This window comes from Curtobacterium sp. VKM Ac-2852, from assembly GCF_013205045.1.
GTDB lineage: Bacteria > Actinomycetota > Actinomycetes > Actinomycetales > Microbacteriaceae > Curtobacterium > Curtobacterium flaccumfaciens.
Window position 1 is genome coordinate 490,270 of sequence record NZ_JABMLI010000003.1, and the last position, 21,195, is coordinate 511,464.

20 protein-coding genes are annotated in these 21,195 nt (G+C 71.5%); 8 read left to right on the top strand and 12 right to left on the bottom strand.

Annotated features, from left to right (window positions below; all coding sequences use genetic code 11):
• Positions 1–8: 8 nt before the first annotated feature.
• Together HQQ79_RS13480 and pnuC are read right to left on the bottom strand one after the other, a co-directional pair.
• The gene (locus HQQ79_RS13480) at positions 9–641 is read right to left on the bottom strand and encodes a hypothetical protein (RefSeq protein WP_111057794.1); all 633 of its coding nucleotides are present in this window, start codon (positions 639–641) and stop codon (positions 9–11) included.
• Positions 642–731: 90 nt separating this feature from the next.
• Positions 732–1,397 carry a nicotinamide riboside transporter PnuC gene (gene pnuC / locus HQQ79_RS13485; protein WP_173034901.1) on the bottom strand — a complete coding sequence of 222 codons (666 nt, stop codon included), beginning with the start codon at positions 1,395–1,397 and terminating at the stop codon, positions 732–734.
• Between the two features lie 393 nt (positions 1,398–1,790).
• On the opposite strand from pnuC, the gene HQQ79_RS13490 reads away from it, so the two are divergent.
• The 8 genes from HQQ79_RS13490 to HQQ79_RS13525 all read left to right on the top strand — a co-directional run bounded on the left by HQQ79_RS13490 (position 1,791) and on the right by HQQ79_RS13525 (position 8,015).
• Entirely contained in the window at positions 1,791–2,345 is a 555-nt protein-coding gene (locus tag HQQ79_RS13490; protein ID WP_071247818.1) for an alternate-type signal peptide domain-containing protein, read from the top strand.
• Positions 2,346–2,390: 45 nt separating this feature from the next.
• A complete protein-coding gene (locus tag HQQ79_RS13495) occupies positions 2,391–2,969 on the top strand; it encodes a TasA family protein (RefSeq protein WP_173034903.1) in 579 nt (192 codons plus the stop codon).
• Positions 2,966–3,862, top strand: coding sequence for a hypothetical protein (locus HQQ79_RS13500; RefSeq protein ID WP_173034905.1), 897 nt, complete (start codon positions 2,966–2,968; stop codon positions 3,860–3,862). Before HQQ79_RS13495 ends, HQQ79_RS13500 begins: the two co-directional genes overlap by 4 nt.
• Complete coding sequence (locus tag HQQ79_RS13505) at positions 3,859–4,659, top strand: signal peptidase I (protein ID WP_254066261.1); 801 nt, start codon at positions 3,859–3,861, stop codon at positions 4,657–4,659. Before HQQ79_RS13500 ends, HQQ79_RS13505 begins: the two co-directional genes overlap by 4 nt.
• Positions 4,625–5,056: a hypothetical protein gene (locus tag HQQ79_RS13510; RefSeq protein ID WP_173034909.1), complete on the top strand. Its 432-nt coding sequence runs from the start codon at positions 4,625–4,627 to the stop codon at positions 5,054–5,056. The genes HQQ79_RS13505 and HQQ79_RS13510 overlap by 35 nt, the downstream gene beginning before the upstream one ends.
• 136 nt (positions 5,057–5,192) lie before the next feature.
• A complete protein-coding gene (locus HQQ79_RS13515) occupies positions 5,193–6,512 on the top strand; it encodes a GNAT family N-acetyltransferase (protein ID WP_173034911.1) in 1,320 nt (439 codons plus the stop codon).
• The gene (locus HQQ79_RS13520; RefSeq protein ID WP_173034913.1) at positions 6,512–6,976 is read left to right on the top strand and encodes a DUF2087 domain-containing protein; all 465 of its coding nucleotides are present in this window, start codon (positions 6,512–6,514) and stop codon (positions 6,974–6,976) included. Before HQQ79_RS13515 ends, HQQ79_RS13520 begins: the two co-directional genes overlap by 1 nt.
• A gap of 49 nt (positions 6,977–7,025) precedes the next feature.
• Positions 7,026–8,015 (top strand): squalene cyclase, encoded by a 990-nt coding sequence (locus tag HQQ79_RS13525; RefSeq protein WP_173034915.1) that lies wholly within the window; start codon positions 7,026–7,028, stop codon positions 8,013–8,015.
• A gap of 162 nt (positions 8,016–8,177) precedes the next feature.
• Here HQQ79_RS13525 and HQQ79_RS13530 read toward each other — a convergent pair whose 3' ends face one another.
• The 10 genes from HQQ79_RS13530 to HQQ79_RS13575 form a co-directional block, all read right to left on the bottom strand.
• Positions 8,178–9,182, bottom strand: a complete 1,005-nt coding sequence (locus HQQ79_RS13530) for an ABC transporter permease (RefSeq protein WP_173034917.1) — start codon at positions 9,180–9,182, stop codon at positions 8,178–8,180.
• Positions 9,179–10,114, bottom strand: a complete 936-nt coding sequence (locus tag HQQ79_RS13535) for an ABC transporter permease (RefSeq protein ID WP_173034919.1) — start codon at positions 10,112–10,114, stop codon at positions 9,179–9,181. Before HQQ79_RS13535 ends, HQQ79_RS13530 begins: the two co-directional genes overlap by 4 nt.
• Positions 10,111–11,853 (bottom strand): ABC transporter ATP-binding protein, encoded by a 1,743-nt coding sequence (locus HQQ79_RS13540; RefSeq protein ID WP_173034920.1) that lies wholly within the window; start codon positions 11,851–11,853, stop codon positions 10,111–10,113. Before HQQ79_RS13540 ends, HQQ79_RS13535 begins: the two co-directional genes overlap by 4 nt.
• Positions 11,850–13,517 carry an ABC transporter substrate-binding protein gene (locus HQQ79_RS13545; RefSeq protein WP_173034922.1) on the bottom strand — a complete coding sequence of 556 codons (1,668 nt, stop codon included), beginning with the start codon at positions 13,515–13,517 and terminating at the stop codon, positions 11,850–11,852. Before HQQ79_RS13545 ends, HQQ79_RS13540 begins: the two co-directional genes overlap by 4 nt.
• Before the next feature lie 204 nt (positions 13,518–13,721).
• A complete protein-coding gene (locus tag HQQ79_RS13550) occupies positions 13,722–14,600 on the bottom strand; it encodes a cation-transporting ATPase (RefSeq protein WP_254066262.1) in 879 nt (292 codons plus the stop codon).
• A gap of 506 nt (positions 14,601–15,106) precedes the next feature.
• Positions 15,107–15,571 (bottom strand): DUF2510 domain-containing protein, encoded by a 465-nt coding sequence (locus tag HQQ79_RS13555; protein WP_173034925.1) that lies wholly within the window; start codon positions 15,569–15,571, stop codon positions 15,107–15,109.
• Between the two features lie 88 nt (positions 15,572–15,659).
• Entirely contained in the window at positions 15,660–16,934 is a 1,275-nt protein-coding gene (locus tag HQQ79_RS13560) for a D-arabinono-1,4-lactone oxidase (RefSeq protein ID WP_173034927.1), read from the bottom strand.
• 17 nt (positions 16,935–16,951) lie between these two features.
• The gene (araA, locus tag HQQ79_RS13565) at positions 16,952–18,487 is read right to left on the bottom strand and encodes an L-arabinose isomerase (RefSeq protein ID WP_173034929.1); all 1,536 of its coding nucleotides are present in this window, start codon (positions 18,485–18,487) and stop codon (positions 16,952–16,954) included.
• Positions 18,484–19,194, bottom strand: a complete 711-nt coding sequence (locus HQQ79_RS13570) for an L-ribulose-5-phosphate 4-epimerase (RefSeq protein ID WP_110862339.1) — start codon at positions 19,192–19,194, stop codon at positions 18,484–18,486. Before HQQ79_RS13570 ends, araA begins: the two co-directional genes overlap by 4 nt.
• Positions 19,191–20,894 (bottom strand): xylulokinase, encoded by a 1,704-nt coding sequence (locus HQQ79_RS13575; protein WP_173034931.1) that lies wholly within the window; start codon positions 20,892–20,894, stop codon positions 19,191–19,193. Before HQQ79_RS13575 ends, HQQ79_RS13570 begins: the two co-directional genes overlap by 4 nt.
• Positions 20,895–21,195: the final 301 nt, after the last annotated feature.

Below are 21,195 nucleotides of genomic sequence, written 5' to 3' on the forward strand. Positions count from 1 at the left end.
GCACGGCGTCAGACGCGGACGGGTGCCTCGTCGAGGTCCCACGAGGGGACGGCATGCCGCTTCCATCCCTGACGCAGGGTGTTCGCCGCGCGGTCGAACTCCACCAGGACGTCGATGTGCGGGCGGACCAGCATCTGGATCTGCAGCCCCTCGTAGACCGAGAGCAGCTGGGTCGCAGCCTGGTACGCGGGGATGCCGGCCTCTTCCGAGCCCTTGTCGAAGTCGCGCTGCAGCCCGACGGTCAGCTGCTCGGCGTACTCCTCGAACCGCTTGCGGAACAGTTCGGCGAACCCGGACTCCGAGCTGGCCACGGTGATCAGCCCCGCGAGCACCCGGACGAGCCCGGGGTCGGCGACGTCCTCGGCCAGGGTCAGACGGACGTGCTCGATCGTGCACGTGGGCGGGCTCTTCCGCCGGGTCCCCCGCAGCTGCGCCCACCGGTCGTAGGTGACCAGGAGCAGGGCGTGCCAGGTCGGGAACAGCCGCTCGACGGTCTCGAGCGGGATGCCGGCCACCTCGGCGACGACCGCCGCGTCCACGGTGTCGAACGGGTGCAGCCGGTAGGCGCGGATGGCCGCGCGCACCGTGCGCTCTGCGAGGGACTCGTCGTCCTCGACGCGTTCGCCGTGCAGGGGTTCCATCCGACCATTGCAGCGCATTCCGGGCCGTTTGTCTCGTCCCAGAGCGGGGGCCGTGCTCCCGGCCGCGTCAGCGCGCCGCGACCACGGCGGTCAGCCGACGGTGACAGGCGCCGCCGGAGGCCGCACCCGCTGGCGCATCCACACGAAGAACCCGGTCAGGGTGAAGACGCCGTAGAAGACGTACATCAACCCGGAGGCGTAGTAGCCGGCGGAGAACAGCAGCGGCACGCCGACCAGGTCGACCGCCACCCAGATGAGCCAGAACTCGACCCACCCCTTCGCCATGCCGTAGGTGGCGAGCAGCGATCCGACGAAGATCCACGCGTCGCTCCACACCGGCTCGTAGGACCCGAGCGCACGGAAGACGGGGGTCAGCAGGGCGGTGCCGCCGACCAGGCCGACGACGAGCAGCAGACGGGTCCGCCAGGAGGCCCAGCGCGGGTCGATCACGGTCGTCGCGTCCTCGGGGCGGTGCGTCCACCGGTACCAGCCGTAGATGCTCACGATGATGAACATGACCTGACGGCCGGCCTGCCCGAGCAGGTTGACGGGGTTCGGGGTGTCGAAGAGCGCCCCCATGAACACGGTGAAGAGCAGGGCGTTGCCGACCAGTCCGACCGGCCAGGCCCAGACCTTCCGGCGCATGCCCCCGAGGGCGCTGAGCAGCCCGAAGACGTTGCCGATCACCTCGCGCCAGAGCACCGTCTGGTCGCCGATGACGATCTGCGCGTCGAACAACCAGCGCACGATGTCCATGGGCCCTCCTCGTTTCCGGACGGTGCAACGACGCCGTGCGTACCGGCATTCCTTCTGTGATCGCTCTGCCCACGCGGAGCGCACACCCAGAATTCGGGGTACAAATCATGTCCTCCCTAGCGGGGACAAAAATGCCCCCCGTTCTGGGGTCCGGGGGAACGCTCGTTCTCGCTTGTCGGCACTTTGGGGGACAGGTAACGTCGACACCAGAGCGAGTCCAGCCCGCCCGAGCAGCAGCACATGCGCTCCGAGGCCCGGCGACCGCTCTCGGCACCGGTCAGCCGCGACCCCCTCCAACCACTGGGTCGATGACAACCTCCCCACCGGACACGACGCCCGAATGTCCCCGGTGGGCTTCAGCGTGCCCCGAGCACGCAGGAACGGATCCACCCCATGCACAAGATCGTCACCGGTGCCATCGCCGGCGCAGCAGGCGTCGCACTCCTCCTCGGCGGCGCGGGCACGTTCGCGCTCTGGAACGCCAGCGCCTCGAGCGCCGCGTCCGCCGTGAGCGCCGGCACCCTGACGCTGAGCGCCAACAACGACGGTGCCTGGAGCGACATCACGAACGGTCGTTCCACCGCGATCGACCCGACGAAGGCCCTGATGGTCCCGGGCAACACGTTCCAGTTCACGCAGACGCTGAACATCGGTGCGACCGGCCAGGACCTCAAGGCGAACCTGACCTACGCCAACCAGAGCATCACCGGTGACGCCGCGCTGCTCGCCGCCACCACGAAGACGCTGGCCGTCACCTCGACGAGCGCCTCGGTGGTGCAGTCCTCGTCGAACACGAACACCTTCGTCGTCTCGCCGTCCTCGTCCACGTCGACCGTCAAGGTCGTGTTCACGGTGACGCTCCCCGCGTCGGCGACCACCGGTCAGGGCGGCTCGATCAACCTCAGCGCGCTGGCCTTCACGCTCACCCAGACCGCGATCGGTTCCTGATCCACCGATCGCACCCCACCGACCACGACGACCAGGAGCAGGCACATGACCGCCACACCGCGGACGACGGGACGCCACCGCGCGGCCCGACGGCGCCGCTGGGTGTGGCCGGTCGCGCTCGCCCTGGTCGTCGCGGTCGGAACAGCACTCCTCGGCACCGGCGGCACGTACGCGCTCTGGAACGGGACCGCCAGCACGGCGGCCACCACGGTGCGCTCCGCCACGGCGACCGTCAGCGTCAGCAGCACCACGGCGATGAACACCGCGGTCCTCGGGCCGGGCACGAGCACCACCGGCACCTTCACGGTGCGGAACACCGGGTCGGTCCCGCTGTCGATGCGCGTCACGACGACGGCCTCGAAGTCGTCCGTCGCGGCGGCGACCGGTGAGCTGACGCTCCACCTCGTGATGGTGTCCTCGACCGCGAAGTGCGTGCCCGGGCTCACCGGCACGAGCGGACGGCTCGCCACCTTCGACACCGGTACCGGGGCATTCTCCCTGCCGGCCGGGGTCAGCGGCACCGCGTGCCTCGAGATGGCCCTCGACGCCGACGCCCCGCAGACCGTCGCCGGCGCCACCACCGACTTCACCCTCACCGTCACCGGAACGCAGGTCGCCGCATGAACCGCCGCCTCCGGCTCCTCGTCGCCGTGCTCCTCACCGCCCTGTTCGTCGGCGGTACGTCGAGCGCCGCGTGGGCACTGTGGAGCGCGGCGGGCACCACCGCGGCGAGCACCACGGTCGGCACGGTCGCGGCGTCGATCAGCGGCACGAGCGCCCTCACCACGGCGTTCTCGTCGAGCGTCACGTCGACGACGAAGCCGATCACCCTGACCGACTCGGGTACCCTCGCCGGCACCGCCACCACCACGGTCTCCGTCGTGTCCGGCAGCTCGACCGCGCTCGCCAAGGCCGTCACCGTCGTCGCCTGGCCGGTCGCCTCGACCGCGGGCTGCACCACGAGCACGGCCGTGGGCACCGGGTCCGTCACCGGCACCTGGGCCTCGCTGCCGAGCATGAACGCGAAGCTCGCCGCCGGCACCTCCGCCGTCTGGTGCACCCGCAGCACCCTGCAGTCGTCGGCCCCGGCCGGCTCGACCGCGAAGGTGAACGTCAACCTCACCGTCACGAGCGGCACCTGGACCTCGGGCGTCGTGGCGGGCGGCTTCACCCTGACCACCCCGGCTGCGGTCGTCGACACCACCCCCTCGCTGGTCTGCACCGACCACGGCGGTTGGTACGTCGAGATCCGCTGGGACGCCGCGAACCGCCCGATGGACACCTGGTACGGGGCCTTCGTCGGCTCGACCCCGGTCGGGCAGAAGGCGCAGGACTACTCCGCGTTCATCACGATCGCGCCGCCGGACGTCCCCGCGAACGCCGGCACCGCGGGCACGCTGACCGTCACCGTCAAGGTGCTCGACAGCGCCGGCAACCCCACGTCGACCGTCGCGGGCACCGGCAAGGTCACGCTCTTCACGCAGGACAACGGGGCGGCGATCCGATGCGGCGCATGAGCACCCCCACCCCGCGCACCGGCTGGCGCGCAGTCGTCCACGCCGTCGTGCTCGGTCTCAGCACCGGGCTCCTGCTGCTCGTCGCTGCCCTGGCGGTCGTGCTGATCGTCGTGCCGAAGGCCACTGGCTCGATGCCGCTCACCGTCCTGACGCAGTCGATGGAGCCGACCCTGCCGCCGGGGACGCTGCTCGTGGTCCGTCCGACCCCGATCGACGACATCCGGGTCGGCGACGTCGTCACCTACCAGATCGTGTCCGGCCAGCCCGCGGTCGTCAGCCACCGCGTGGTCTCGGTGTCGTCGTCGTCGGACGGCGAGCGGACCTTCGTGCTCAAGGGCGACAACAACGCCGAGGCCGACCCGGCACCGGTCACCGCCGTGCAGATCCGTGGCGTGGTCTGGTACTCCGTGCCGGAGATCGGCATCGTCAACCAGGTCGTCAACGGGTCGCGGAGCTGGCTCATCCCCGCGGTCGCCGGCGTGCTCCTGACGTACGGTGCGGTCATGATGGCCGCGGGCTTCGTGAGCGCCGCACGTCGTCGCCGCGACGGCACCAGCCGCGCCCGCACCAGCCGCGGACGACGCAGCGCAGCGCACCACGTCGAGCGGACCACCACCGAGAACAGGGCCGAGACGACGACCACCACCCGGTCTAGGCTCGGTGGACGTGACGGACGGAGTGCAGCGGGCGCGGGAGCTCCTCGACGCGGCGGCCCGACGGCTCCGCGCCGCGGGCGTCCCGGACGAAGCACTCGGCGAGTATGTGCAGCCGAAGGCCGTCCTCGGGATCCGTCGTGACCCGACGATGCGGTCCCTCGGCCGGGTGTGGCGGGTCGGAGCGCTCCTGATCGGGTCGTCCCCCGAGACCGCAGGCCGTGTCTGGGCCACCGGGTCGATCACCCGCGTCACCGAACCCGGTCGGTCGCAGTACCAGTCGGTCTCCGCCGAGGTCCGTCGCGCCTACCGAGCCGCCGCCGCGAAGGGGCACTTCGGCGCCGGTGACACGGTGAACCACGGCGCCGTCCCGATCCCCGTCGACGACTCCCTGGTCGGCGCCGAGGGCGTGCTCGTCGTCATCGACGACGTGCCGTCGGTCCGGTGGTCTCCGACCGCCGGCGCCGCAGTCCCCCTCGCCGACTACCTGGACGACCGCGTCGGGCTGCTCGTCGATCCCCCGCGGGGCGCGACCGACTGACGCGGCACCGGGCACGGGCCCTGAACCGGCCGACCTCACACCGCAGCCCGTCCGCCGGACGCGATCCGGGCCTCCAGTCCGACCGGACCGACCACGCGCCTGTCGCGACGTCACCCGGTCCCGATAGTGTCGGAACGTGAGCAACGAGGCATTCGACGACCGCTACGAGCTGCGCGAGTTCGCGCCCGAGACGGACGACAAGGGGGCACCGAACGCCGAGACGGCAGCGTGGATGCAGGCCGTCGGGATGGGCTTCCACGAAGCCGACCCCGACGCCGAGGGCGCGGCCCGCATGGCGTCGCACTTCATCGCCGACGAAGAGACGTTCCTCGGGGTCTACGTGCGCGAGCCGTTCCCGGGGTCCGTCGACGAGACGTGGCCTGCCGGCACCTTCACGTGGTTCCGCAAGGCGCTGAGCTGGGGCGACGGGTCCTCCGTCGACACCCAGGCGATCTCCGCGGTCACCGTCCGCCCGACCGAGCGTCGCCGCGGCATCCTGCGCCGGATGATGACGCACGCGCTCGAGCGCGGGGTCGCCGAGGGCTACGCCGTCGCGTCGCTGACCGCGTCCGAGGGCACCATCTACCGCCGCTTCGGCTTCGGCTGTGCCATCCGCGAGCGTGCCGTGCACGTCCGCCGCGAGCGCGCGCTCCCCCTGCTCGCCCCGACCTCCGGCACGGTGTCGGTCGTGACGCCGCAGTGGCTCGCCGACGGCCCGGGCAAGGCGGTCTTCGACCGGTTCCACGTGCGCACCCCCGGCTCGATGGTCCGCAACACCGGCACCTGGCCGATCGTGTTCGGCCTGCTCGGCAACGACGGGCAGAAGGCGAAGGACGTCCGTGCGGCGGTGCACCGTCCCGACGGCTCCGACGAGATCGACGGCTACGTCACCTGGCGCGTCAAGGAGGACCGCGGTTCCGACACCGCACTCGAGATCGTCGACCTGGTGTACGCGGACGACCAGGCCTACACCGCCCTGTGGGAGTTCCTGCTCTCGGTCGACCTCAACGACGTCGTGAAGTACAACCGCTCCCGCCTCGACGACCCCATCGTCGCGGCGCTCGGCGACAACCGTGCGTACGACGTCGACCACGAAGAGGACCACGTCTGGCTGCGCGTACTCGACGTGCCCGCGGTGCTGGCCTCGCGGCCGTTCGCCGTCGACGGGTCGCTGACACTCGGGGTCACCGACGCGCTCGGCTTCACCACCGGCACGTACCGCCTCGACGTCCAGGAGGCCCGTGGCACCGTCACGCGCCTCGCCGACGACGTCGACGTGGCCGGGTCTGACGTCCAGCTCGACGTCGCGGAGCTCGGTGCGCTGCTGATCGGCTCGGTCTCCCCCGTCACGTTGGCCGCCGCGGGGCTCGTCCGCGCCGCGGACCCGGCGTCGGTGGAGCTGCTCCGCGCGATGCTGCTGCCGCCGCGGACGCCGCACGGCATCACGTACTTCTGATGGACGTCGGCCGCGTGGTGGGGCGCGCGCGTCAGGTCGTCTCCGTCCTGGCGTCACCTGCCCTGCGTGCGGCCGCGCTCGGTGGGAGCCCCGTCGATGACCGCACCCGGGCTGCGATCGACTCGTTCGACTGGCTCACCGACGAGGGTCCCGACGCGTCGGTGCTCGGCCGGACGTCACGCGAACTCCAGCGACTGCAGTCGCCGGCCGCGGTGCTCGAGTTCGATCGGATCGAGCGGATGCCGGTGAAGGACGTCGAACGACATGCGCTGTCCGTCCGGATCGTCGAGCTCGTGTTCGAGCGACTCGGACCGGACCGAGCCGTGCCGGAGGCCGTCCTGAACGCGGCCGTCGGCATGTTCGCGACCGACGTCTCCGTCGTGCGCCGGGATGCCGTGGACCTCGGCGTCCTGACGCGCACCGACGACGGTTCGGTCTACCGGATGATGCGTCGTCCAGCCTGAGGCTGCTGATCGTCCCGCACGGCGCGCAGCAGCGAGTAGTCTCCCCGCCATGACGGACGACACGGTGGTCAACTGGCTCGTCGCCTCCGACCCGGCACTGCGCTGGCAGGTCGAGCGGGACCTCGTCGACGCCCCCGCCGCGACGTGGCAGGCCACCCGTGCCCGGGTCGCGACCGAGGGGTTCGGCGCAGCGCTCCTCGCCCACCAGGACCCGGACGGGCAGTGGGCTGGCGGTTCGTACTTCCCCGCCGACTTCGACCCCGACGGTCCGGAGGCCCAGGCCCCCGGACAGCCCTACACGGCGACGACCTGGTCGCTCAACACGCTGCGCGACTGGGGGCTCGACGCCGCTGTGCTCGGGGACACCGCCGTGCGCCTCGCCGAGAACAGTCGGTGGGACTACGACGACCTGCCGTACTGGGGCGGCGAAGTGGACTGCTGCATCAACGCCTTCACGCTCGCCAACGGCACCTGGCTCGGTGCTGACGTGGATGACATCGCCGAATGGGTGCTCGAGCACCAGCTCGCCGACGGTGGCTGGAACTGCGAGTGGGTCGAAGGGTCCACCGTGTCGTCGTTCCACTCGACCCTCAACGTGCTCGACGGGCTGCTGCAGCACGAGCAGCTGTCCGAGGGATCGCACCCGCGCGCCGCGGAGCTCCGCGCCGCCCGACACCGCGGAGCCGAGTACCTGCTCGAACGGCGGCTGCTGTACCGGAAGTCCGACGGCGAGCTCGTCGGCTCCTGGGTGCACCGTTTCGCGTACCCGTCGCGATGGATCTACACCGCGCTCCGGGCGACCGATCATCTGCGGGCGGCCGGGTTGCAGGACGGGACCCCGCCGGACCCACGTGCTGCCGAGGCGATCGAGCTCGTCCGGGCGGTTCGCAACGCCGACGGCACCTGGACCCAAGGTGAACGTGCACCAGGGCGGCAGTGGTTCGAGGTCGACGTCCCGGCGGGCGAACGCTCGAAGTGGCTCACCCTGATGGGGACGCGGGTCCTGCGGTGGTGGGACGGCGCGGCAACGGCCGGCTGACCTCGCACGGTGCGAGGGGCGAGCGCTCTGGTGCGAGGTTCCCGATTCCGTGGCAGGCGGACGCGCTCGCACGGAGTACGGAACCTCGCACCACAACAGCGGCGGGGGCGCCGGACCTCGCACGGTGCGAGGCTCGGCACCTCGCACCGAGCGGCCGCGCCCCTACGCCCGGCGCCGCACCCGCGGGTCGACGAACGCGTAGACCACGTCGACGATCACGTTCGCCGTGACGATCAGCAGCGCCGAGAACAGCGTGAAGCCGACGACCACCTGCAGGTCGAGCGTGTGCACCGCGTCGATGAGCAGCGCGCCGAGGCCCTGCATCGAGAACACCTTCTCGGTGATGACCGCGCCACCGAGCAGCGACCCGAGGTCGAGCCCGAACAGCGTCACCACGGGCAGGATCGCCGTCCGGAGCCCGTGCCGCACGACGACCTGGCGCTCCCGCAGCCCCTTGGCACGGGCGGTCCGGACGAAGTACTGCGACATCGACTCGAGCATCTCACCACGGGTCAACCGGGCGTAGATCGCAGCGCTGATGAATGCCAGCACGCACCACGGCAGGATGAGGTGGGTGAACCAGCCGACCGGGTCGTCGCCGAAGGCCACGTACCCGCTCGTCGGCAGGATCCCGAGCACGAACCCGAACAGCAGGATGCCGAGCAGCCCGACCAGGTACGCCGGGGACGAGACACCGGCGACCGCGACCGTCATCACGGCCCGGTCGACGAAGGTGCCGCGGCGCAGTGCCGAGACGGTGCCGCCGAACACCCCGGCGACGAGCCACAGCACGGCGGCGCCCACGGCGATCGAGGCCGTGACGGGCAGGCGCGCCAGGATCAGCTCGGTGACGCTCTCGTGCAGCTGGAACGAGTACCCGAAGCACGGCGCCGCGCACTCGATGACGCTGTTGCCGCTGCCGAAGGACCGGCCGGTGAAGATGCCGGCCAGGTAGGCGCCGAACTGTGCGAGCCAGGGCTTGTCGGTACCGAGGAACGCCTGGACCTCCCGCAGCCGGTCGGGCGTGCAGGGCTTGTCGCAGATCGCCCGGGCGGGGTTGGTCGGCAGGAGCATGAAGAGCGCGTACGTGATGGCCGCGACGACGAGCAGCACGACGGCGGCCCCGAGCACGCGGATCGCGAGGAACCGCAGGGTGGCGGCGTTCACGCGGTGCCCCCTCGTGGGTCGAGGGCGTCGCGCAGGGCGTCACCGAGCACGTTGAAGGCGAGGGTGATGAGGAACAGTGCGGCTCCGGGGAACACGAGGTACATGGGATCGGTCTGCACCCAGCCGATGGCGTCGCCGATGCTGCGACCCCACGACGGCGTCGGCGGGTTGACGCCGACGGCCAGGAACGAGAGCGCGGCCTCGGCACCGATCATCGAGGGGATCGAGATGGTGGCGTAGACGGTGATCGTCGCGGCGAGGTTCGGCAGCAGCTGTGTGCGGATGACGTGCCAGCGCCCGGCGCCCATCGCGGTGGAGGCGACGACGTAGTTGCGGCTGACGAGCGACAGCGTCTGCCCCCGCACGACACGGGCCACGGCCGGCCAGCCGAAGAACCCGATGACGAGCACGACGAGCACGGGCTTCGGGAACGTCGACGGCACGATCGCGGTGAGGGCGATCATGAACACGAGCGACGGGAACCCGAAGATCACGTCGACGACCCGCGAGAGCACCCGGTCGTACCAGCCGCCGAAGAACCCGGTGGTGACGCCGACGAGCACGCCGATGACGATCGACACCAGGGTCGCGGCGAGTCCGATGCCGAGTGAGGTCCGCGCACCGTACGTGACGATCGAGAACAGGTCACGCCCGGTCAGGGGCTCGACACCGAACCAGTGGTCGCCGCTGATGCCGCCGCCGGCACCCCGGGGCGCACCGAACGAGTTGAGGGCGTCGATGTCGTACGAGTACGGGTCCTGCCCGGACAGCTTCGCGATGAGCGGGGCCGCCACGGCGACCACCAGCAACACCGCGATGACGACGGCCGAGGCCACCGCCCAACGGTCCTGCCGGACACGTCGCACCACGGCCCGGAAGCCGGTCGTGCGGCCGGACGGTGCGACCGGTCGGTCGACGACGTTGGCCGTCACGAGGCCACTCCTTCCCACGCGCGCCACGCCTCGCGGCGGGCGGCCTGTCGCACGGGATCGGCGACGGGCGCTGCGGCGAGGAGCATGCGCGTGTAGTCCTGGTGCGGGTCGTCGAGCACGGCGTCGGTGCTCCCCCGCTCGACGACCCGGCCGTCGCGCAGCACGATCACCTGGTCGGCGAGCTGGCGGACGACGGCGAGGTCGTGGCTGATGAGCAACATGCCGAAGCCGAACTCCCGCTGCAGCCCGGCGAGCAGGTCGAGCACGGCGGCCTGCACCGTCACGTCGAGTGCCGAGGTCGGTTCGTCGGCGATGACGAGTGCCGGCCACAGTGCGAGCGCACGCGCGACGGCGACGCGCTGCCGCTGGCCGCCGGACAGCTGGTGCGGGAACCGCTCGGCCCACGTCGGGTCGAGCTGCACGGCGGTCAGGAGTTCACGGACCCGTTCGGCTCGGTCTGCGACGGAGTCGGTGCCGTGCACGAGGAGCGGCTCCGCGATGCTCCAGCCGATGGTCTGTCGCGGGTTGAGTGACGACGCCGGGTCCTGGAACACGATGCCGACCCGACTGCGCAGCTCGCGCAGTCGTCGTCCGCGAGCGGTGCGCAGGTCGCTGCCGTCCACCTCGACCGAGCCGGCGACGACGGGCACCAGGCCCGCGAGCGCGCGCCCGATCGTGGACTTGCCGGAACCGGATTCGCCCACCAGGCCGACGGTCTCGCCGGCGTGCAGGTCGAGGTCGATGCCGGACACGGTCGGTCCGCCTCGGCGCGAGTACCGCACGGCGACGTCGCGCAGGCGCGCCACGGACGGCCGGGAGGCGCGACTCGCGTCGTCGACGTCGGCCGGGGCCGACACGGTGCTCGCGTCTGCGGACAGATCGCGGCTTGCCGGAGCCGAGTCCGGTCCGGCAGGCCGAGTCTCGGTCGACGCGAGCGGCTCGTCGGAGCCGCCACGGGCCTCCAGGCTGGGGACGGCCGCGAGGAGCTCGCGCGTGTAGTCGGCGGTCGGGTGGGCGAAGACCTCGGCGACGGTGCCGTGCTCGACCGGGTCGCCGCGGCGCAGCACCAGCAGGTCGTCCGCGACGTCCGCGACCACGCCCATGTCGTGGGTGATGAGCAGCACGGCGAGGGAACGCTCGCGGCCGAGCCGCCGCAGCAGGTCGAGGATGCCGGCCTGCACGGTGACGTCGAGCGCGGTCGTGGGCTCGTCGGCGAAGAGTGCGACCGGGTCGCCGGCCAGGGCCATCGCGATCATCGCGCGCTGGAGCTGGCCGCCGGACAGTTCGTGCGGGTAGGCCTTCCGGATGCGCTCCGGGTCGGTGAGCCCGGCGTCACGGAGCAGTTCGTCGACGCGTGTCCGGACCCCGGCGCGGTCGAGCCCGGTCGGGTGGGCTCGGACGGCCTCGGCGATCTGCGTGCCGATCGAGAGGACCGGCGTGAACGAGTTCATCGGCTCCTGGAACACCACGCCGATGCCAGCCCCCCGGACGGCGCGGACCGTCTCGACGGGGGCACCGATGAGTTCCTCGCCACGGAACCGGGCGCTGCCCGACACCGAGGCCTGCGGCGGCAGGAGCCCGAGCACGCTCATGGCGCTGACGGACTTGCCCGAGCCGGACTCCCCCACCAGGGCGAGGACCCGGCCGGGCGTCAGGTCGAAGGAGACGTCACGGACGACGGGCTCCGCGTCGCCGAACGCGACGCGGAGCCCCTCGACCTGCAGGATCGGTTCGGTCACTGCTTGAGCGAGACCTTGAGGTAGTTCGGGTACGCGGGGAAGTCCGCGATCTGGAAGTTCTGCACGTTCGAACCGGCGAGGAAGGACTGCTTCGCGTAGATCAGCGGCACGACCGGAGCGTCAGCCATGATCTTCTTGTCCGCCTGGGCCCAGAGCTTCTGCGCGTCGTCCTGGTCGACCGTGGAGCTCGCCTTCGCGATGAGGGCGTCCACGTCGGGGTTGCTGTACTTCGAGACGTTGTAGCCACCGCCACCGATCTGCGACGAGTCGTAGAGGGGCTGCAGGTTGGCGTTCGCGCTCGGGAAGTCCGGCTGCCAGCTCGAAAGCGACAGGTCGAAGTCGGTGCCGTTGGTGGTCGCCTGCGTGAAGGAGTCGTAGTCGAGCGGCTTGAGCGTCACGGCGATGCCGGCGCGCTTCAGGCCGGACTGCAGCGCCTGGGCCTGGGCGAGGTAGGTCGGGTCGTTCTGCGTCACGAGGGTCAGCTTCAGGTTGCTGACGCCGGCCTCCTTGAGCAGCTGCTTCGCCTTGTCGACGTCACCGGTGGCCTTCGTCTCGTACAGGTCGTAGTCCTGGCGCCCGGCGATGCCCGGGGTGATGAGCGTCGAGGCGTACGAACCGGCGATCGCGCCGCCGGCGGCGATCCGGAAGGACTTGCGGTCGACCGCGTACTGCAGCGCCTGGCGGACCTTGAGGTCCTTGAGCTCGCCGCGCTGGGTGTTGATCGCCATGTAGCTGATCGGACCGGCCTTCGACGTGGCCAGGCGGTCCTGGGCGGCCGGGTTGCTGCGCACCTGGTTGAGCTCGGCGGCACCCAGGTAGATGGCGCCGAACGAGTTCTTGGCGTCGCCGTTGTCCGCGATCAGCGTCTGCGTCGCCGTGGACTGGTCCTGGCTCTCCTTGAAGACGATCTTCGACGGGCCGGCGGTGCGGACCTCGTCGGTCTTCGCGCTCCAGTTCTTGTTGCGGACGAGCGTGACCTGCGAGCCCTGCGTGTTCGACTGCACCTGGTACGGGCCGGACGCGACCGGCTTCAGGTCGTAGGCGCCGGTGTCCTTGCCGTCACCCTCGGGCACCGGCGTGAAGGCCGGCATCGACGCGAGCCACGGCCAGTCGCCGTACGCGTCGTTCAGCTTGAAGACGATGGTCTTGTCGTTCGGGGTCTCGATGCTGTCGAGCGACTTGCCATCGAAGGGGCCCTTGTAGTCGGCACCGCCCACCAGGAGCGTCTTGTGGTAGCTCAGGCCACCGCTCAGCGTCGGCGCGAACGAGCGCTCGATGCCCCACTTGATGTCCTTCGTGGTGATCGGCGTGCCGTCCTGGAACTCGACGCCGTCCTTCAGCGTGTAGGTCCAGGTCTTGCCGTCGTCGCTCGAGACCCCGGTGTTGGTCGCCAGGTCGGGGACGACCTTCGCCGTCTTGCCCGGCTCGACGTCCCACGTGGTGAGCCGTCGGGCGACGAGGCCCATCGACGTGATGCCGAGGCTCTGGCTGGTCGCGGGGTCGAGGTGGAACGAGGTCTGCGGCGTCAGGATGTTGAGCGTGCCGCCCTTCGCCGTGCCCTCGGCGCCGTCGTCGGACGAACCCCCACCCGAGCAGCCGGTCAGGACCAGGGCTGCTGCTGCGGCGACGGCCGCGGTGATCGTCAGGCGGTTGGGGCGTCTCATGACGGTGCTGCTCCTCGGGGAAGGGTACCGCGATCGCGGTGGCGGTCGCTGCGACGGCGGAACGGTTCACCCGCCGGGCGGCGTCCATCCTGACACCGCGACGGTGGCCCGTCCGAATCTCGCGTGCGTCGGACGACGCACGACGAAACATTGCAAGCGCCGGACGCCGTCCCGCTATTCCCGATGCGTTCGCACAGCGGTGCGTCAGCGGTCGAAGAGCCCACCGAGGAAGTCGTTGCCGAGGTTGGACGCCTGCTCGCCGAGACCGGACGCCTGCTCCCCGAGGCCCGCGGCCTGCTCGCCGAACCCGCCGAGGAGCTGCTCGCCCTGACCGAAGAGCCCCTCGACGCCACCGCCGAGGTCCCCGAGCCCGAGGTCGCCCATGCCCGAGGCGATGCCCTCGAAGTCCACGCCGAGGTCGGCGGCCCCTGCCAGGACCGGCCCTGCGGCGGCACTCAGCACCGCTCCCCCGGCCACCGCGGCGGCGAGGCCGCCGAACGCCATCGCGCCGGCGCCGACCGCTGCACCACCGGCGAAGGCCCCGGCGCGGCCGCGGCCGTTGCCGTTGCGGCCGGAACCGCCGAGGACCCGTCGGACCAGACCCGGACGCGACATCTCGCCGCGGGTCATCGCACGGGCCATGCCGCCCGCCGAGTCGTCGCGCAGGTGCTCATGGGGCGGGAGCTCCGAGTTCAGGCGGTCGCGGACCTGCTGGCGCTGCGCGGGGGTGAGCCGCGCGAAGGCGTCGTGGTGGACCTGTTCGAGCTGCTCCGGCGACGAGGTGCGGAGCAGGTAGTCGTACTTCGCCAGGGCGACCTTGTCGGCGTCGGCCCCGTGCTGCGGCGTGCCGGCGTGCTGCTGCGGCTGGCCGTACTGCTGCGGCTGCTGGCCGTACTGCGGCGGCTGCTGCTGGTTCCGGTCGTCGCCGGTCAGCTTGTCCGCGGCGCTGCGCACGATGCCGCGCCAGTCGGTCCCGCCCTGCTGCGATCCGGCGCCGGGCGCGGTTCCCCCCTGCCCACGCTTCTGGAGCTGCTTGTCGATGGCCTTGGAGGCCATGCCGAGGATGCGGTTGAGGTTCGCCATGCCCCGACCTTTCCGTCCTCACATGTGAAGGCCCGGCACCGAGGCGGGGGTTCGCCAGGGCATCCGATGGGGATCCCCTGTGAGAACCACGCTGCATTTCAGCGGACACATCCACGTAGGCTGGCTCCGGTCGCGTCACCGCCGGAGCGCGACCTGGGCGAAAGCGTGAGGCCCGGGACTGCGACAACAGTTCCGGGCCTCGATTCGCCTTCCGAGTGGAAAGCCAAGGGATGCGTCAACCATCCCGAGTCCAACGCTCGGAACCGATGGTAGCCGAGCCCGCTCGGCGACGCATCCCTCGGCCGAAGCTCCTCGTGTCAGCCGGCGACGACACCAGGAGGTCAGCGATGTCGAACGACACCGATGATCGGTCCAGGCGTCGGGTGCCCTGGCTGGGGATCGCGAGCTTGCTCGTGACCGTGGTCAGGCTCCTGATCGACCTGTCCCGCAAGGACTGAGGACCCGGGTGTCCCCGCATCACAGCCGGTGGTGCGGGGCACCTGCCCTCACGCGAAGAGCTGCGCGGCACGGAGGGCGAACGCCGCCGACGCAACGAGTCCGACGATGACCGCTGCGAGCGAGACTCCGAACCCCGTGGTCCGCTGTCCCGTGATCTGCGCAGCGCGCGCGAGACCGATAGCTCCGAACACGATCCCCAGGATGCCGGGGATCGCGAGAACGTTGACGATGAACGCGATGAGCGCCAGGACCAGCCCGGCGTACCCGTACGGATTCGCCGCACGGGTTGCACGGTCCTTCTCGATGCGAGCGCTGCGACCGCGGAGTGGCCGCTCGACGGCCACGGAGCGGTACTCCGATGGCGCCGGCGGGCGGGGCGCCTGATCCGTGCTCGGGACGGACACGGGCGCCGGCGGTTGAGGAGCGAGTGCTCCCCAACGACCGCCGTCCCACCATCGTGTGCGGTTCGGGTCCTGCGGGTCCGGGTACCACCCGGCGACCGGCAGCGTCATGTGCTCTCCTCGGTTGCCTTCCGAGGAGGCTACGGACCCGATGTCGTCGGACGCACGCCCCAGTCATGGTGCCAGCGCCCCGCCGACGTCAGGACAGGATGCGCGCGAGGAACGCGTTCCGGAACCGCCCCGTGGGGTCGAGGTCCCGGGCGAGTGCCGCGAAGTCCGACAGCCGCGGGTACGCCTCGTGCAGCCGCTCGGCACTGGCCGCGGAGACCTTGCCCCAGTGCGGCCGAGGGTCGAACGGTGCCAGGACGTCCTCGATCCGAGCCACCGCCGCGGCCACGGCGGCCGCGTCACGACGGAACGTGAAGTGCAGGCCCACCGACTGCCGACCGGACGACGGCGCGAGCCAGGCCGTGTCGGCCGCGACGGTGCGGACCTCGGCGGCGATGAGGATCGGGGCGAACAGCGACGCCAGCGGCCGGAGCGCCTCGAGCGCCTCCACCGCCGAGGCCGCGGGGATCAGGTACTCCGCCTGGATCTCGGCCCCGGTCGACGGGGTGAACGAGGACCGGAAGTGCGGCAGCCGCTCGGACCAGGGCCCCGGCACGCCGCCCTGCTCGGTGACCCCGGCGGGGTCGTTCTCGCCCGGGTGCACCGGACCCGAAGCCGCTCGGGCTCCCAGGGCGACGAGGTCGACGGTCGGTGCGGCCTCGTCGACGCGGTGCTTGACCCAGACCTGCCGGGCACCGCGGTCGTCGAACGACGTGAACATCGACACCGAGTACGCGTCGGACATCACCTGGTCGAACTGCGCGGCGACGGCGTCCCACGGCAGGTCGAGGTGCACCGTCGTGGCGACCTGGAACGTCGGCTCGATCGCGAGCTCCACCGCGGTGACGATGCCGAGCGCGCCGATCCCCACCCGGTGGGCGTCGAGCAGCACGTCGGGCGACGAGGCGTCGACGTGCACGAGTTCACCGGAGGCGCGGACGACGTCGAGGGCGACCACCGCCTGCGCGAGCGACGGGTTCCGCACACCGGAGCCGTGCGTGCCCGTGGCGACGGCCCCGGCCGTGGAGATGTGCGGCAGGGACGCGAGGTTCCCGAGTGCCCAGCCACGGGCCTCCAGACCGGCCGCGACCTGGCTGTGCGTCATGCCGGCCGCGACCCGCACGACGCGACGCGACGTGTCGATGTCGAGCACGGGCGGCAGGTCCGACAACGAGACCTGGACGGCATCGGTGTCGGCGATGGTGTTGAACGAGTGTCGCGAGCCGAGCGCCGTCAGGCGCGGCGTCGAGGCGACGAGCTGCTGGAGCTCGGCCACCGACGTCGGCCGGGCCAGCGCCGAGGCGCGGTAGGTGACGTTGCCCGCCCAGTTGGTGCGGGTGCGCTCGGCCGCGATCACGTCGTCCATCGTGGGTCCTGACTCCTCTAGAAGCCGCGGTCGAGACGGTGCCACGTCTGCTGGAGACGCAGCTCGTCGCGGAACCCGCGTGCGGTGGTGTGCTCGTCGATCACCAGGAACTCGGTACCGACCATGGTCGCGAAGTCCTCGACGACCTGCAGGCCGACCGCCGTCGTCATCACGGTGTGGTGGGCGGCGCCGGCGGTGAGCCAGGCCTCGGCGGCGACGGGGAACGACGGCCGTGGCTCCCAGACCGCGCGGCCCACGGGCAGCTTCGGCAGGGCCTCGGTCGGGGGCACGACGTCGACGACGTTGGCGGTGAGGCGGAAGCCGTCGCGGGTATCGGACAGCGCGACGACGACGGCCTCGCCGGAGTCGGCGGTGAAGACCAGGCGGACCGGGTCGTCCTTGCCGCCGATGCCGAGGGGGTGGATCTCGAGCGTCGGCTTCGTGGTGGTGAGCGTCGGCGAGACCTCGAGCATGTGCGCCCCGAGGATCTTCTCGGCGCCCGGGGTGAGGTCGTAGGTGTAGTCCTCCATCAGGGAGGCACCACCGGGTAGGCCGGCACCGGCGACGTTCATCGCGCGGACCAGGACCGCCGTCTTCCAGTCGCCCTCGGCACCGAAGCCGTAGCCGTCGGCCATCAGGCGCTGCACGGCCAGGCCCGGCAGCTGCTTGAGCGAGCCGAGGTCCTCGAAGTTCGTGGTGAACGCGGCGCTGCCGTTCTGCGCGAGCAGGGTGCGGAGGCCGATCTCGATGGCGGCACCGTCGCGGAGCGCGGCGTGCCGTTCACCGCCGGCGCTGCGGAGTGACGGGTCCACGTCGTAGTCGCGCTCGTACGTCGCCACGAGTGCGTCGACCGCTGCCGTGTCCGCTGCTGCGGCGTCCACCGCTGCCGCGAGCTCGTTGACGGCCCAGGTGTTGACCTGCACGCCGAGCTCGATCTCGGCCTCGGTCTTGTCGCCCTCGGTGACGGCGACGTAGCGCATGTTGTCGCCGAAGCGGGTCAGCTTCAGCTCGCGGACGGCCGCGGCACCGGCGGCGGCACGGGTCCAGTTCGCGACGCGCTGCTGGACGCGGGGGTCCGAGACGTGGCCGACGGCCGTGGCGTGCCGGATGCCCAGGCGGGCGAGGGCGTAGCCGAACTCACGGTCGCCGTGCGCGGCCTGGTTGAGGTTCATGAAGTCGAAGTCGATGTCCGCCCAGGGCAGCGTGACGTTCGCCTGCGTGTGCAGGTGCAGCAGCGGCTTGGTCAGGGCCTGCAGGCCGCCGATCCACATCTTGGCCGGGCTGAACGTGTGCATCCACGTGGTGACGCCGATGACCTTGTCGTCGGCGCTCGCCTCGATGAGGGCCCGGCGGATGCCGTCGGCGTCCTTGAGCACGGGCTTCCAGACGAGCTTCACCGGCAGGTGCCCGGCGAGTTCCGCGTGGACGGCCCTGCTCTGCTCCTCGACCTGGCGCAGGGTCTCCTCGCCGTAGAGCCCCTGGGAGCCGGTGAGGAACCAGACCTCGTAGCTGTCGAGCGTGGCCTGGGGGTCGACGGTGGTGTCCTGCGTCATCGCATGGCTCCTTCGGGGTTCTGTCCGTAGACGTTCTGGTAGCGATCGAAGAGTCGATCGATGTCGGCTTCGGGGATCGGCACCGCGTCGCCGAGCTGCCGCGAGATGTGGACGGTCCGTGCCACGTCCTCGCACATCACGGCCGCCTTGACGGCGTCCTTCGCGTCCTTGCCGATCGTGAAGACACCGTGGTTCTGCATCAGGACCGCGCGGCTGCGGTGGCCGCTCAAGGTGTCGACGATCCCGTGACCGATCGAGTCGTCGCCGATGATCGCGAACGGGCCGACCGGGATGGGTCCGCCGAACTCGTCCGCCATCGCCGTGATCACGCACGGGATCGCCTCGGCGCGGGCGGCCCAGGCGGTCGCGTACGTCGAGTGGGTGTGCACGACACCGCCGACCTCCGGCATGTTCCGGTACACGTAGGCGTGCGCGGCGGTGTCGCTGGACGGGCCGTGCTCGTTGCCCCAGCCCTCGGCCGGCACGCCGTCGAGGGTGCAGACGACCTGGTTCTCGGGCGTCAGGTCGTCGCTCGACACCCCGCTCGGCTTGATGACGAACAGGTCCGTGCCGGGCACGCGCTCGGAGACGTTGCCGCCGGTCCAGATCACGAGGCCGTAGCGGACGAGTTCGCCGTGCAGGCGCGCGACGCGCTCCCGCGTCGTCGCCACCGCCTGGCGTGTGGTCTCGTCGATCGCGTCCGTCATCGGGTCACTTCCTCTGTCTGGAGGCGCGGGTCGGCGCCGTCGGTCTGCTCGGTCGGTCCTGTGGTCGCGCTGGGGCGGGTCGCCGCCGCGGCGACGTCCTGCACGGGCAGTGCGGCCCGGTAGCGCTCCAGGTACGTCTGGAACCCGGCGACGTCCGCCGGCTCGGGTTCGGCCACGTGCACGGCGTCCCCGCCGAACACGGTGTCGGACAGGTAGTCGGCGAGCTGCTGGTCGGTGTGCTCGAGGTAGGCGGCCAGGACGGCGATCCCCCACGCGCCGCCTTCGCCCGCGGTCTCCTCGAGCGCGATCGGCACCCGCAACGCCGCCGCGAGGAGCCGCTGCGGACTGCCGGTCGTGCGGAACAGCCCGCCGTGCGCGGTCATCCGGTCGACCTGCACCTGTTCGCCGTGCAGGACGTCCATGCCGATGGCCAGGGTCGCGAAGGCGCCGTGCACCTCGGAGCGCACCAGGTTGCCGAGCGTGAAGCGTGCGCCGGGGGTGCGGAGCAGCAGGGGCCGGCCGTCCTCGACGCGGGTGACGGGTTCGCCGGCCAGGTAGTTGAAGGAGAGCAGGCCGCCGGCGTCGGGGTCGGTGTCGTCGGCGACGGCCTCGGCGAGCAGCGTGGCGTAGACGTCGTCGATGCCGGTCGGCGTCGCGCCGGTCCGCTCGCTCGAGGCCTCGGCGAAGCGTCCGAACACCCGGGCCCAGCTCGCGATCTCGCTCGCGCCGTTGTTGCAGTGCACCATGGCCACGGCGTCGCCGGCCGGGGTGGTGACGACGTCGAGTTCCTCGTGCGCGGTGGTCAGGGGCTGCTCGAGCACGACCATCGCGAAGATGCTCGTGCCGACGCTGACGTTGCCGGTGCGCGGTGCCACGGCGTTCGTCGCGACCATGCCGGTGCCGGCGTCGCCCTCGGGCGGGCAGAGCGGTGCGCCGGGTTCGAGCGTGCTGGTCGGGTCGAGCCAGGCCGCACCCTCGGGGGTCAGCTCACCGGCTTCGGCACCGGCGACGAGGACCTCGGGCAGCAGGGACCGCAGGTCCGGCACGCCGATCAGGTCCTGCGCGGTGGCGAGCATGGCGTGGTCGAAGTCCTTCGCGCCCGGGTCGCCGGGGCCGCTGTCCACGGGGCCGCCCTCGATCGGGAACATGCCGCTCGCGTCGCCGACGCCCAGGACGTTCCGCCCGGTCAGGCGTCGGTGCACGTAGCCGGCCAGGGTCGTGACACCGGCGATCTCGGCCACGTGCGGCTCGTCGTCGAGGACCGCCTGGTACAGGTGGGCGATCGACCACCGCAGCGGGATGTTGAACCCGAGGGCCTCGCTGAGCCGTTCGGCCGCGAGGCCGGTCGAGGTGTTGCGCCAGGTGCGGAACGGCACGAGCAGCTCACCCGCGGCATCGAACGCCAGGTAGCCGTGCATCATCGCGCTCACGCCCACGGCGCGGTACGTGGTGGGGGTGACGCCGTACTGCGTCTCGACGTCGGCCACCAGGGCGGCGTACGCGGCCCGGAGTCCGGTCTCGACGGCCTCGAGCGAGTAGGTCCAGCGGCCGTCGACGTACTCGTTCTCCCACTCGTGGGAACCGGCGGCGATGGGCACGAGGTCCTCGTCCACCAGGCAGGCCTTGATGCGGGTGGAGCCGAGCTCGATTCCCAGTGTGGTGCGGCCGTCCACGATCCGCTGTCGGCGGTCGTCACCCATGCGTTCCTCCAGAACCTCGTCGTCCCCAGTGAGCGCTCACATCCTGGCACGTGAGCGCTCACTCACGCAACGCTGCGGCGCGCCGCCCGCCCCGCCCCGCTCGTCCCGTCCCGCTCGTCCCGCACGTCCCGCACGTCCCGCTCGTCCCGCTCGTCCCGCTTGCCCCGCCCTCCCGCTTGCCCCGCCCTCCCGCCAGCCCCACCGGTCGCAACACCCCGCTCAGTTCCCCCGACCGGTCACGAACCGTCGTCCGGCGCATCGGCAACCGACCGTTCCTGACCACTCGACGTCACACGCACGA

Bases quoted from the DNA above. Each gene is read 5' to 3' on its own strand.
- HQQ79_RS13500 (WP_173034905.1), top strand. From the start codon at position 2,966: ATGAACCGCCGCCTCCGGCTCCTCGTCGCCGTGCTCCTCACCGCCCTG.
- HQQ79_RS13550 (WP_254066262.1), bottom strand. From the start codon at position 14,600: ATGGCGAACCTCAACCGCATCCTCGGCATGGCCTCCAAGGCCATCGAC.
- pnuC (WP_173034901.1), bottom strand. From the start codon at position 1,397: ATGGACATCGTGCGCTGGTTGTTCGACGCGCAGATCGTCATCGGCGAC.
- HQQ79_RS13520 (WP_173034913.1), top strand. From the start codon at position 6,512: ATGGACGTCGGCCGCGTGGTGGGGCGCGCGCGTCAGGTCGTCTCCGTC.
- HQQ79_RS13480 (WP_111057794.1), bottom strand. From the start codon at position 641: ATGGAACCCCTGCACGGCGAACGCGTCGAGGACGACGAGTCCCTCGCA.
- HQQ79_RS13555 (WP_173034925.1), bottom strand. From the start codon at position 15,571: ATGACGCTGCCGGTCGCCGGGTGGTACCCGGACCCGCAGGACCCGAAC.
- HQQ79_RS13575 (WP_173034931.1), bottom strand. From the start codon at position 20,894: ATGGGTGACGACCGCCGACAGCGGATCGTGGACGGCCGCACCACACTG.
- HQQ79_RS13570 (WP_110862339.1), bottom strand. From the start codon at position 19,194: ATGACGGACGCGATCGACGAGACCACACGCCAGGCGGTGGCGACGACG.
- HQQ79_RS13495 (WP_173034903.1), top strand. From the start codon at position 2,391: ATGACCGCCACACCGCGGACGACGGGACGCCACCGCGCGGCCCGACGG.
- araA (WP_173034929.1), bottom strand. From the start codon at position 18,487: ATGACGCAGGACACCACCGTCGACCCCCAGGCCACGCTCGACAGCTAC.
- HQQ79_RS13505 (WP_254066261.1), top strand. From the start codon at position 3,859: ATGAGCACCCCCACCCCGCGCACCGGCTGGCGCGCAGTCGTCCACGCC.
- HQQ79_RS13525 (WP_173034915.1), top strand. From the start codon at position 7,026: ATGACGGACGACACGGTGGTCAACTGGCTCGTCGCCTCCGACCCGGCA.
- HQQ79_RS13490 (WP_071247818.1), top strand. From the start codon at position 1,791: ATGCACAAGATCGTCACCGGTGCCATCGCCGGCGCAGCAGGCGTCGCA.
- HQQ79_RS13560 (WP_173034927.1), bottom strand. From the start codon at position 16,934: ATGGACGACGTGATCGCGGCCGAGCGCACCCGCACCAACTGGGCGGGC.
- HQQ79_RS13545 (WP_173034922.1), bottom strand. From the start codon at position 13,517: ATGAGACGCCCCAACCGCCTGACGATCACCGCGGCCGTCGCCGCAGCA.